General features: G+C 62.9%; 11 protein-coding genes. 7 read left to right on the top strand and 4 right to left on the bottom strand.

Annotation, left to right across the window (positions count from 1 at the left end; translation table 11 throughout):
* Positions 1-108 precede the first annotated feature (108 nt).
* Positions 109-1956, top strand: coding sequence for a methyl-accepting chemotaxis protein (locus CO657_RS01920; RefSeq protein ID WP_054183692.1), 1848 nt, complete (start codon positions 109-111; stop codon positions 1954-1956).
* On the opposite strand, the gene CO657_RS01925 is transcribed toward CO657_RS01920, so the two are convergent.
* Positions 1929-2165: a hypothetical protein gene (locus CO657_RS01925; protein WP_054183802.1), complete on the bottom strand. Its 237-nt coding sequence runs from the start codon at positions 2163-2165 to the stop codon at positions 1929-1931. The two genes, CO657_RS01920 and CO657_RS01925, sit on opposite strands and share 28 nt — an antisense overlap.
* 89 nt (positions 2166-2254) lie before the next feature.
* On the opposite strand from CO657_RS01925, the gene CO657_RS01930 reads away from it, so the two are divergent.
* Complete coding sequence (locus CO657_RS01930; RefSeq protein WP_054183691.1) at positions 2255-3124, top strand: LysR family transcriptional regulator; 870 nt, start codon at positions 2255-2257, stop codon at positions 3122-3124.
* 47 nt (positions 3125-3171) lie between these two features.
* Here the strand turns inward: CO657_RS01930 and CO657_RS01935 are convergent, their stop codons facing one another.
* The gene (locus CO657_RS01935) at positions 3172-3408 is read right to left on the bottom strand and encodes an SMc00767 family acetate metabolism repressor (protein ID WP_003584324.1); all 237 of its coding nucleotides are present in this window, start codon (positions 3406-3408) and stop codon (positions 3172-3174) included.
* Between the two features lie 21 nt (positions 3409-3429).
* A complete protein-coding gene (gene aceA, locus CO657_RS01940; protein WP_054183690.1) occupies positions 3430-4719 on the bottom strand; it encodes an isocitrate lyase in 1290 nt (429 codons plus the stop codon).
* A gap of 192 nt (positions 4720-4911) precedes the next feature.
* On the opposite strand from aceA, the gene CO657_RS01945 reads away from it, so the two are divergent.
* From CO657_RS01945 to CO657_RS01965, 5 genes are all read left to right on the top strand, one after another.
* Positions 4912-6321, top strand: coding sequence for a helix-turn-helix domain-containing protein (locus CO657_RS01945; protein WP_054183689.1), 1410 nt, complete (start codon positions 4912-4914; stop codon positions 6319-6321).
* 126 nt (positions 6322-6447) lie between these two features.
* Positions 6448-7545: a polyamine ABC transporter substrate-binding protein gene (locus CO657_RS01950; protein ID WP_054183688.1), complete on the top strand. Its 1098-nt coding sequence runs from the start codon at positions 6448-6450 to the stop codon at positions 7543-7545.
* An 89-nt stretch (positions 7546-7634) separates the two neighbouring features.
* Positions 7635-8777, top strand: a complete 1143-nt coding sequence (locus tag CO657_RS01955; RefSeq protein ID WP_054183687.1) for an ABC transporter ATP-binding protein — start codon at positions 7635-7637, stop codon at positions 8775-8777.
* Between the two features lie 4 nt (positions 8778-8781).
* A complete protein-coding gene (locus CO657_RS01960) occupies positions 8782-9693 on the top strand; it encodes an ABC transporter permease subunit (protein WP_003588470.1) in 912 nt (303 codons plus the stop codon).
* Between the two features lie 3 nt (positions 9694-9696).
* Positions 9697-10515 (top strand): ABC transporter permease, encoded by an 819-nt coding sequence (locus tag CO657_RS01965; protein WP_003588469.1) that lies wholly within the window; start codon positions 9697-9699, stop codon positions 10513-10515.
* A 2-nt stretch (positions 10516-10517) separates the two neighbouring features.
* On the opposite strand, the gene CO657_RS01970 is transcribed toward CO657_RS01965, so the two are convergent.
* Positions 10518-12410, bottom strand: a complete 1893-nt coding sequence (locus CO657_RS01970; RefSeq protein WP_003588467.1) for an AsmA family protein — start codon at positions 12408-12410, stop codon at positions 10518-10520.
* Positions 12411-12467 lie beyond the last annotated feature (57 nt).

A 12467-nucleotide genomic window follows, 5' to 3' on the forward strand; every position in this document is an offset into this window, starting at 1 on the left:
AACGGGGAGAGGGTTAGGGTGAGGGGCAGCTTTCGACGCTGATTTACCGAAAATTTTCCTTAACGCTTTTCGTCTAATTTAGCCTCGGTTTGTCTGCCGGGGGTTTTGATGCTGCGCCTTTTTTCTACCTCGATCGTCCGCCAGATCGTTGCGATCACGCTGTTTCTGCTGGCGATCAGCACGGCCGCCATCGTCGGCGTAACCTATTATAATCTCAGCCGTTACGTCATGGACGGGGCCGTCTCCGACGCCAGAGATGCCACCCGCGCCATGGCCGTCCTCTACGGCGCGGCCGATCAGGCGGCAAAGATCGAGCTGAAAGACAATGGGCTTTCCACCGTCACGGAAGACGCCATCCCCGCCCTTGCCGATCATTCGCTGGTCGACCGCACGGCGCAGTCGATCGCCGGTGTTGCCACAATCTTCCAGAAGCAGGGCGGCGACTACGTCCGCATCTCCACCAACGTCAAGAAGGAAAACGGCGACCGCGCCGTCGGCACCAAGCTGGTCGCCGAGCATCCCGCTCAGCCGGTTCTCGCCAGGGGCGAAGCCTATTACGGCCAGGCCGAGCTTTTCGGCCGCAAGTTCATGACGGGTTATTTCCCGGTCAAGAACGCATCGAATGCCAATGTCGGCATTCTTTTCATCGGCATTCCGATGGAGGTCTATTATCAGCGCATGTATGAGCTGCAGATGCTGGTCCTTGGCGTCGGCGCCATCGTCATGCTCCTCGTCGGCGTTCTTGCCTTCTATGCGATCCGCCTGTCGGTGAAGCCTTTGCAGGCGCTGACCGCGAGCGTTCACGCGATTTCCTCAGGCGATCTCGACGGCGCGATCCCCTGCGTCGAGAAGAAGAACGAGTTCGGCGATATCGGCCGGGCCTTGGCGCTGTTCCGCGACAGCGCCCGCGCCAGGCGCGATCTGGAAACCCAGGCAGCCGAACAGCGCGCCTTGAGCGATGCCGAACGCGCCAGGAACGATGCCGACAAGCGCTCGCTCGACAGCCAGATCGACTTTGCCGTCAACCAGCTTGCCGCCGGCCTCGGACGCCTGTCGCAGGGCGATGTTTCCGAAACGATCGGCACGCCCTTCGTCGGCCGGCTGGAGCAGCTGCGTGTCGATTTCAACGCTTCGCTGCTGCGGCTCCAGGATACGCTCTCCGGTATCCGTGACAGCGCCTCGACCATCCAGCGCAACAGCGGCGCCGTCTCGGTTTCAGCAAGTGAGCTTTCGAAGCGCACCGAGGCGCAGGCGGCAAATCTCGAAGAAACCGCCGCCGCGGTGGAGGAGATCACCGTCACGGTTCGCTCTTCCGCCGAGCGCGCCCGCGAAGCCAACAGCGTCGTGGCCGCGACCAAGAAGACGGCCGACAATTCCGGCGCCGTCGTCGGCGATGCCGTCGCCGCCATGGAGCGCATCGAAGAGGCCTCGCAACGCATCGAGCAGATCATCGAGGTGATCGACGATATCGCCTTCCAGACCAACCTGCTGGCGCTCAACGCCGGCATCGAGGCGGCCCGCGCCGGCGAGGCAGGCAAGGGTTTTGCCGTCGTCGCCCAGGAGGTCCGCGAACTCGCCCAGCGTTCGGCCGATGCGGCGCGTGAGATCAAGTCGCTGATCGAGACCTCCAGCCGCGAGGTGACGGTGGGCTCCGAACTTGTTCAGAAGACCGGCAGCGTCCTTGCGGCGATCAGCCATGAGATCATCGCGATCAGCGGCCATGTCGAGACCATCGCCACCGCAAGCCGCGATCAGTCGGCAGCACTGCAGGAGGTCAACGGTTCGGTGAACGCCATGGACCAGATGACTCAGAAGAACGCCTCGATGGTGGCCGAGACCACGCAGGCAAGCCGCCTGCTTGCCGGCGAGGCCGATACGCTGATGGCGCTGATCGAGCGCTTCCGGATCATTGCCGAGCCCGCTGCCGCTCACCTTGGGACAAGGAAGGTCGCCTGAGGCGCGCAGCCGCAACTGCCGCCGGATTGCGCCGCAGCTTTGCGGCGTCGTCTGAGACTGAGATCGAGCGAGGTCAGCCAGGCGGCGAAATTGACGAGACCGCTGTCGCCGAACTCGGCATAGAACCGATCCTCGTCGGTCTTGCCTCTGCCCGGCCTGCAAGTGTGCCGATATCCCTGGGTGGCTGCGATGGTGATCAGATCGATCATGGCGATGTCCTTTCTGTAGAAGACATCTGCTGATTTAGGCATCGAATATCTCTTCATAAACAGGGAAAATCCCGCTATGTTTTTCAACGATGAAAAACGCGAATTGGGATTCCTACCAGCTTTTCCTGCAGGTCGCCCGCCTCGGCGGCCTGACGGGGGCAAGCACGGCGAGCGGGCTCAGCCCTGCGACCGTCGGCAGGCGCATGCTCGATCTCGAACAGGAGGTCGGCCGCGCCTTGTTTTCACGCAGCCAGACCGGCTACCGCCTGACCCAGGATGGCCAGGCGCTGCTCGATCACCTTCAGGAGATGGAGGCCGCCGCCCGCAAGGTGGAGGCGTGGCGGCAATCGGGCGACGGCGGCACGACCGTCAGGATCGCCACCGGCACCTGGGTCGCCTGGCTGCTGACCGAGAATTTCGCCGCCATCCGCATGCCGGGCGACGGCTTTGCCATTTCGCTCACCATCGGCGAGGCGCGGGCGAGTCTTGCCTATCGCGAGAGCGATATCGGTATTCGCGCCTTCGAGCCGGAGGAGGCCAATCTTGCCGCCCGCCGGCTCGGCGAGGTCGCCTATGCCGTCTATATCAGACGCAACGCTGCCGAGACCGATGAGCGCTGGATTGCCGTTGCCGAGGAGGAGGCGATCTCCGCCTATCTGCGCTGGCCGCACGCCAATGCCGCCGCCGCGATCGTCGCCACCGTCAACCGCCCGCGTTCGCTGCCCGATCTGGTGCGCGCCGGTGCCGGCAAGGCGGTGCTTCCCTGTTTTGTCGGCGATCTCCATCCCGATTTGCAGCGCCTTGGCGGCGAGCTTGCGGAATTGCGCCACGCGCAATGGATCGTCATGAACGCCGAGGACCGCCATCGCCCGGAAATCCGCACGGTCGCCGACCGCATGACCAAGCTGATCAGAAGTTATGCCGATCTCTTCGCCGGAAAACGGCCGAGCCGCGGCTGAATATTACGATAAGGCCCGCGCATTTCTTAGGTGCGCGGGCGTTCTCCTTAATGACGGTTGGTGACGACGACGGGGATCAGCAGGTCGCCCCAGTTGCCGTCACCGCCGTGATGGCGGGCCGAGCGCACCAGCTCGACCGAGACGCCGGCCTCGACCGCCTTCATGACCGATTGGTTCAGCCGATGCAGGTCGTTGGCGAGCATGCGGATCGTCGTCTGCTGATCCTCGCTCATGCTGGTCGATTGTTCCTCGGCCCGTTCTCGGACGCGTGAAATGGATGCCATGACTTTCTCCTCCTCTTTGCTCTATTCCGCAGCCGGTTTGAACTGCGCATGTTCGGTTGAATCGTGCATTGCCGTGGTCGACGACCGGCCGCCGGTGATGGCGAGCGACACGGCGTCGAAATAGCCGGTGCCGACCTCGCGCTGATGTTTGGTGGCGGTATAGCCGTTGACCTCGGCGTCGAATTCCGCCTGCTGCAGCTCCGAATAGGCCGACATCTGCCGCTGCCGGTAGCCGCGCGCCAGCTCGTACATGCCGTAATTCAGCTGGTGGAAGCCGGCGAGCGTGATGAACTGGAACTTGTAGCCCATCGCGCCGAGTTCGCGCTGGAACTTTGCGATCGTCGCCTCGTCGAGGTTTTTCTTCCAGTTGAAGGACGGCGAGCAATTATAGGCGAGCAGCTTGCCGGGATGGACCTTGTGCACGCCTTCGGCAAAACGCCGCGCCTGATCGAGGTCGGGCTTCGAGGTCTCGCACCAGATGAGATCGCAATAGGGCGCATAGGCGACGGCGCGGGCGATGCAGGGCTCGATGCCGTTTCTGACCTGATAGAAGCCTTCGACAGTCCGCCCGGCATCATAATCGACGAAGGGCTGGTCGCGTTCGTCGATATCGGATGTCAGCAGCTTTGCCGCTTCCGCGTCGGTGCGGGCAATCACCAGCGTCGCAACCCCCATGACGTCGGCGGCAAGCCGGGCGGCGTTGAGGTTGCGGATATGGGCGGCCGTCGGGATCAATACCTTGCCGCCGAGATGGCCGCATTTCTTTTCCGAGGCGAGCTGATCTTCGAAGTGGACGCCGGCCGCACCCGCCTCGATATAGGCCTTCATGATCTCGAAGGCGTTGAGCGGCCCGCCGAAGCCGGCTTCAGCATCGGCGACGATTGGCGCGAACCAGGTGTCGACGGACAGCCCCTGGCCCTCCGAGGTCTCGATCTGATCGGCGCGCTGCAGCGTGCGATTGATGCGCTTGGCAAGCTCCGGCCCGGCATTGGCGGGGTAGAGCGACTGATCGGGATACATCGCCGATGCCGTATTGGCGTCGGCCGCCACCTGCCAGCCGGAGAGATAGATCGCCTTCAGTCCGGCGCGCACCATCTGCATCGCCTGGTTGCCGGAAAGCGCGCCGAGCGCATTGACGAAATCCTCCTGGCGCAGCAGCCGCCACAACCGGTCCGCCCCCATTTCGGCGAGCGTATGGGTCAGCGCCACCGAGCCCCTCAGCCGCCGCACGTCATCGGCCGAATAGGGCCTGTCGATGCCGTCGAAGCGGCCCGTCGGTGTATTGGGAACAAGTTTGTAAAAATCGGTCATGCTGATCTCCTCACTAAAAATCGATATCGCGGGTGTTGATGACAAGATTGACAATATCGCCCGGCATGGCCAGGAAAACCTTTGATTTCCGGCTAGGAAAGAGGTTAAGATGACGAGGATTGACAGAACGGCGCTGTGAATTTGTAAAATTTTGTAAATGTTGACGCCGCGGGCCTGTCAAAGGGTGTGACAATGGCGGAACGCAAAATATTCGCAGGCCCGAAATTGCGGCGCATCCGCAATGCGCTGGCGCTGACCCAGACCGCCATGGCCGAGGCGCTGGAAATATCGCCCTCCTATCTGAACCTGATCGAGCGCAACCAGCGGCCGCTGACGGTGCAGCTGCTGTTGAAGCTCGCGGCCGTCTACAGGGTCGATCTGGAGGAGCTGCGCGGGCAGACCGGCGGCAGTCTCGGCCAGCTGAAGGAGGTCTTTGCCGATCCGCTGCTATTGGGCGAACTGCCTGGCGACCAGGAACTGGTCGAGGTGGCCGAAGCCGCACCCAACGCGGCAAGCGGCATGATCAAGCTCTACCGCGCCTATCGGGAGCAGGCGGCAAGGCTGTCCGATCTGACGGCGCTGATGGCGGCAGAAGGCCACGCGCCTGTTGCCGCCGGCCGTTTGCCGCTCGACGAGGTGCGCGAGACGTTGGAACGACGCTCGGCCTATTTCGGGCGGATCGAGACGGCGGCGGAAGCCTTTGCCGCAACGCTTCCCGGCGGCCTCGATCTTGCTGCCGGGCTGAAGGATTGGCTGCGCGCAGAGCGCGGCATCGCGGTGCGGGTCCTGCCGGTGCACGTCATGCCGGATCTGCGCCGCCGTTTCGATCGCCATTCGATGCGCCTTTTCATCTCGGAGCGCCTGTCGCCGGCCGACCGCGCCCATGAAATCGCCGTTGAGGCGGCGACGCTTGCCTTGTTGCCGGCCATCGACGCCGAACTCGACGATCTCCAGCTCTCCTCGGCCGAGGCGCGCCGCATCGCCCGCTTCGAGCTTGCCCGCATCGCCGCCCTGGCGCTGGCGATGCCCTATGAGGCCTTCCTGTCCGCGGCGAAGACGACACGCTACGATATCGACATTCTGCGCGCCCGCTTCGGCGTCTCCTTCGGCCATGCCGCCGCACGCCTGACGATGCTGCAGCGCCCGGGTGCCGCCGCCATTCCCTTCTTCCTGATCGAGATCGATGCCGCGGGCCACCGGCTGCGCCGGGCAGGCGCCCAGGGTTTTCCACAGGCCCGCTTCGGCGGCGGCTGTCCGAAGCTCAATCTCCACGCCGCCTTCCTGCAGCCGGGCCAGATCCTGGCCGAGACCGTGGTCATGCCCGACGGTGCCTCCTTCCTGACGGTTGCCCGCACGCTGGAGGGCCCGAGCGTCGAATTCGGCGAAAGGCTGAGGCGCACCGCTATCCTGATCGGTTGCGACGCTGCCCTCGGCGAGGCACTGATCTATGGCCAGGCGACGGCGCTCGAGCCGGTGGCGATCGGCCCGGCCTGCCGCCTTTGCGAGCGGCGCGGCTGCCTTTCCCGGGCCGAGCCGCCGGTGACGCGGCCGCTCGGGCTCGACGAGATGGTGGCGGGGCTCAGCGCCTTCGATTTCCAGTGATTGTGAAATCATTGAAGGCGCAGGATTTTGCGCTTGTGGGCTGTGAAATTCCTTCTTAGTCTGCTGGCAAAACCAGAGGGAAAAGATGTCCGGGGGTGCGGGCTCTTTGAACAAACAGGAGAAGTCATGAGGTCAATCATTGCAAGTGTGACGGCCGCCGCCGTTGCCGCGCTGCTTACCGCCGCGCCGGCCTTTGCGCAGGATCGCGTCGTCAATGTCTACAACTGGTCGGATTATATCGACGACAGCATCCTTGCCGACTTCACCAAGGAAACCGGCATCAAAGTCGTCTACGACACTTTCGATTCCAACGAGACCGTGGAAACCAAGCTGCTGGCCGGCGGCACCGGTTATGACGTCGTCGTTCCCACAGCCGACTTCCTGCAGCGTCAGATCCAGGCCGGCGTCTTCCAGAAGCTCGACAAGTCGAAACTGCCGAACCTCTCCAACATGTGGGATGTGATCCAGCAGCGCACCGCCGAATACGACCCGGGCAATGAGCACGCAGTCGATTACATGTGGGGCACCGACGGCATCGGCTACAATGTCAAGAAGGTCGCAGAAATCCTCGGTCCCGATGCCAAGCCCGGCCTCGAAGTGATCTTCGATCCGAAGGTCGCCGCAAAGTTCAAGGATTGCGGCATCTATGTTCTCGACACGCCGAAGGACGTCATCACCACGGCGTTTCGCTATCTCGGCCTCGACCCGAACTCCACCAAGGCCGAGGATTTCAAGAAGGCCGAAGAGCTGCTGACGGCCGCCCGCCCCTATGTCCGCAAGTTCCATTCGTCCGAATATATCAATGCGCTTGCCAACGGCGACATCTGCATCGCCTTCGGCTATTCCGGCGACATGCTGCAGGCGCGCGACCGTGCGGCCGAAGCTAAGAACGGCGTCGAGGTCAATTATTCGGTTCCCCCGCAGGGCGCCCAGATGTGGTTCGACATGATGGCCATCCCCGCCGATGCGCCTCACGTCGCCGAAGCCCACGAATTCCTGAACTACATGATGAAGCCCGAGGTCATCGCCAAGGCGAGCGATCACACCTTCTATGCCAACGGCAACAAGGCCTCGCAGCAGTTCGTCAGCAAGGATATTCTGGAAGACCCGGCCGTCTATCCCACAGAGGCGGTGATGAAGAACCTCTTCACGGTCAAACCGTGGGATCCGAAAACGCAGCGCCTGGGGACGCGTCTCTGGACGAAGGTCGTCACCGGCCAGTAATGCAGCTTTAGGCCCGGACGGAAACGTCCGGGCCTTTCAATTACCGGCCCGGGTGGAGGCCGGAAAAAACCTTGTATTCGGGGAATAATATGAAGTCTCTCGGCAATATCCGCCGCGCTTTTGCGCCTTGGACCGATCCCTCTGCAAAACCCTTCATTGCATTCAAGAATGTTACCAAGCGCTTCGGCGATTTTACCGCCGTCGACGATCTGTCGCTGAATATCTATCACCGCGAATTCTTCGCGCTGCTCGGCGCGTCGGGCTGCGGCAAGTCCACGCTGCTGCGCATGCTTGCCGGCTTCGAGCAGCCGACCTCCGGCGAGATCGTGCTCGACGGCACCGATATGGCCGGCACGCCGCCCTACAAGCGGCCGGTCAACATGATGTTCCAGTCCTATGCGCTTTTCCCGCACATGACGGTTGAGAAGAATATCGCCTTCGGCCTGAAGCAGGACGGGATGGCCAAGGATGAAATGACCGACCGCGTCGCGCAGATGCTGAAGCTCGTCAAGCTCGAGCAGTTCGCCTCGCGCAAGCCGAACCAGCTTTCCGGCGGCCAGCGTCAGCGCGTGGCGCTCGCTCGCTCGCTCGCCAAGCGCCCGAAGGTGCTGCTGCTCGACGAACCGCTCGGCGCGCTCGACAAGAAGCTGCGCGAGGAAACCCAGTTCGAACTGATGGATCTGCAGCAGAGCCTCGGCCTGACCTTCGTGGTCGTCACCCATGACCAGGAAGAGGCGATGACCATGGCAGACCGCATCGCCGTCATGAGCCACGGCAAGGTCGTGCAGGTTGCCACACCGGCGGAGATCTACGAAGCGCCGAATTCCCGCTTCGTTGCGGACTTCATCGGCGACGTGAATATCTTCGACGGCAAGGTCGCCTCATCCGGCAACGGCACCGTCGAGATATCGGTCGACAGCGGCTTCAGCGTGCGCGTCGCCGCCTCCGAGACACCGCCGGCCGGCAGCGCCGTCGGCTTCGCCATCCGGCCGGAAAAGATGCGGGTCTTGCGTCAAGCGCCCGCCAATGCTTCGGTCAACGCCGCCCGCGGAGAGCTCTGGGATATCGCCTATCTCGGTGACATGACCGTCTTCCATGTGAAATTGCAGAGCGGCAAGATCGTCAAGGCCTCGTCCCTCAATGCGCAGCGCTCCGTCGACGATCCCTTCACCTACGACCAGGAAGTCTGGATCTCGTTCGACGAGAACGCCGGCGTTCTTTTGAAGGATTGAGATCATGGGCAAGCTCACCTCTGGCCTCTACAACCGGCTCGTCATCACCATCCCTTATGCCTGGCTGCTGCTCTTCTTCCTGGCGCCGTTCTTCATCGTCTTCCGCATTTCGCTGTCGACGACGGCAATCGCCATGCCGCCTTACGAGCCGGTTTTCTCGCTTGCCGACGGCTGGGCCGGGCTCTGGAGCAAGATCGGCGAGCTGTCTTTCGACAATTACGCCTACCTCACCGACGATGCGCTCTATTTCAATGCCTATATCTCGAGCGTGGTGATTGCCGGGATCTCCACTTTCCTCACATTGCTGATCGCCTATCCGATCGCCTATGGCATGGCGCAGGCGCCGCGCACCATTCGCCCGACGCTGGTGATGCTGGTCATCCTGCCGTTCTGGACGAGCTTCCTGATCCGCGTTTATTCCTGGATCGCCATCCTGAAGCCGGAAGGGCTTCTCAACCAGCTTCTCCAGTCGCTGCACATCATCGACAGCCCGCTGATCATCCTCAACACCACCACCGCCGTCTATATCGGCATCGTCTATTCCTATCTGCCGTTCATGGTGCTGCCGCTCTATTCGGCGCTGGAAAAGATGGATGGCACGCTGATCGAGGCTGCCCAGGATCTCGGTTGCACGCCGATTAGGGCCTTCTGGCGCGTCACCTTTCCGCTGTCGATCCCCGGTGTCGTGGCTGGCTGCATGCTGGTCTTCATTCCCGCTGTCGGTGAGTTCGTCATTCCCGACCTGCTCGGCGGTTCGCAGACGCTGATGATCGGCAAGACGCTCTGGAACGAGTTCAACGCCAACCGCGACTGGCCGGTCTCCTCGGCGGTGGCAACGATCCTGCTGATGATCCTGGTGATCCCGATCGTCTTCTTCCAGAACGCCCAGGCCAAGGCCGAAGAGCGGGGGAAATAAGCCATGCTGAAATGGACCCGCTTCAACATCGTCTCCGTCACCCTCGGCTTTGCCTTCCTCTACCTGCCGATCGTGCTTCTGGTGATCTTCTCCTTCAACGAATCGAAGCTCGTCACCGTCTGGGGCGGCTTCTCAACCAAATGGTATGTCTCGCTGCTCTCCAACCAGGGCCTGCTCGACGCCGCCTGGGTGACGATCCGTGTCGGCCTGCTGTCGGCGACGCTCGCCACCATCCTCGGCACGATGGCGGCGCTGACGCTGGTGCGCTACACCCGCTTTCGCGGCCGCATGCTGTTTTCGGGCATGATCTACGCGCCGCTTGTCATGCCTGACGTCATCACCGGCCTGTCGCTGCTGCTGCTCTTCGTCGCGATCGGCTTCGACCGCGGTTTCTGGACGATCACGCTGGCGCATACGACGCTGACCATGTGCTTCGTCGCCGTCGTCGTGCAGTCGCGCCTCTTAAGCTTCGATCGTTCGATCGAGGAAGCGGCGCAGGATCTCGGCGCGCCGCCGGTGCGCACCTTTTTCGAGATCACTCTGCCGATCATCGCGCCGGCCGTGGTCTCAGGCTGGATCCTGGCCTTCACCCTGTCGCTCGACGATCTGGTGATCGCGAGCTTCACCTCGGGGCCGGGCGCCACCACGCTGCCGATGCGGATCTACAGCCAGGTGCGCCTCGGCGTGACGCCGGAGATCAACGCGGTCTGCACCATCCTGATCGGCATCGTTGCGGTCGGCGTCATCTGCGCCTCGATCGTCACCAAGCGCCGCGAAATCCAGCGCCAGCGGGACGAGCGTGCGGCCGCCGCCGGCGCCTGATCCTACTGCGCGTGGGGTGTGGTGCCGAAGAGCGGTACCGGCGAGATCACCGGGTTCGGCCATGAGCCGCCGATAAAGAACGGCAAGAGCGGCAGATCCGCCGCCTTGGCCGGATCGGTCGCTTCGAGCGATCCGGACAGCGCCAGCCCGTTCGACTGATAGGTGATGACGCCGGAAAGCGTCAGGGTCTCGGCCGTGCCGGCAATTTGGGCATCATGCATCTCGGCGGAACCGTTGGCGAAATCGGCCTGCACGTTCAACTGGTTGAAAGCGAAAGCGCCGCCTGCCGCAGCACTCAGCGGAAAGAACGGCTTTTCGGCTGCCTGCGTCCTCAGTGCTGCGGCATCGATGCCGGGGATAATGCCTTCCCTTGTCCAGAAGTGCAGCTTGCCGGTGACGTCGGCAAGACCGGTGGTCCAGATCGCCTTCGGTGATTGCAGGTCGAGATCGAGCGATCCGGTCGCCAGCGGCAGCGGTCCCTTCAGTTGCAGGCGCTCGGCAAGGGCTGCGAAATCGGCATCGCGGATCGACAGCTGCAGCTTGCCGCCGCCGTCGAAGTCGCGCTGGGTCGCTTCCAGATGCGCGGTCATCTCGCCGCCCTCGAACCGGCTGTCGCCGATGTCGAATTTCGCTTCGCCACCGGCAACGATCATGCTGGCGCCGACATCGGAAAGCTCGAAGAGACCCATCTGGGCGCGCCGCGCCGAAAGCCTGACATCGACATCGAGCAGCCGCAGCGGCCCGTTTATGCCCGCCGAGATCTCCTCCGCCTCACCGGCGGCGAGTCTCAGCGCAAAGGCGTCGAGAAACGGCTTGAGGTTCATCTGGTCGAAGGCGAGCGTGCCGCCAATCTTCGGCCGTTTGCCCGGTTGGGTGAAAAGATCCATCACCCCGGTGGCGCTCGCTTCGTTCAGCGACAGGCTGAGATTGTTGAAGCGCAGTCCGTTGCCCGACGACATGATGTCGGATTCCAGCGAGGCGCTCTTCAGCGTGGCGATGCCGGGGATGGATTTGCCCGACCATGTAAGAAGCGCCGGCATATCGGGAATGCTGGCGGTGATATTGCCGGAAAGCGCCAAAAGGCTGGCGATGTTGGCAATGCCCTGGAAGTGCGCCGTCAAGAGGTTCGATGTCAGCGACGTCCGCGTTTCGGCATTGCGGCCGGCAAAGACAAGCAGCGGCTGGCGCGAGGCGAAATCGACCTTCAGGTCCTCGCCGTTGATCCGGGCGATGACAACAGCCGAGATCGCGCCGGACAGTCTCGGCCAGGCGATATCCGCGGTGACGCTGTCGAAACGATAGGTCTTGGCGGTCTTGATGTCGGTCACCGCAAGCGCGCCGTCTTCGACCGTCACCGCGCCGATCTCGGCGTCGAGATCGGGATCGAGCACCTCGGCGCCGTTTTCGGTGCGCACGCCGCTGATCGCGCGGGCAAGCAGGCCGGCATAACTCCAGTCGATCAGGCCATTTTCGTCGCGCGTCAGCGCCAGGTTGGGGCGCACCAGGTGGAATTCGTGGAAGCTGGTGCGGCCTCTCAGCGCATCGATAAGGCTGAAATCGGCCGACAGGCTGTCGATGCTGCCGAGCAGCTTGTCGCCGCTTTCACGCGGCTGGCGGATGGTGATCTGGTTCAGCGTGATGCGCGGCGTCGGCCAGAATTCGAGAACCGGACTGCCCTTGATTTCGGCATGGTAGCCCGTCCATTTCGACAGCGCGTCCTCGATGCCCGAGCGCACGAAACCGGTGGTGATGAGATAGGGTGCGGCGACCCTCAGCGCCACGAACAGTGCCAGCGCGATCAGCAGGAACACTGTCGACAGACGGGCGAAGGCCGGAAGCCAGCGCGAAACGGGTCCGATCTTCCTGCGCCACCTGCGATGTCTTGACGTGCTCATGATCTCCGCCGGCAATTCCGCCGGTTATCCCGTTAAGCGCTGATTTCGCCGGATATA

The organism is Rhizobium acidisoli (assembly GCF_002531755.2).
Classification (GTDB): domain Bacteria; phylum Pseudomonadota; class Alphaproteobacteria; order Rhizobiales; family Rhizobiaceae; genus Rhizobium; species Rhizobium acidisoli.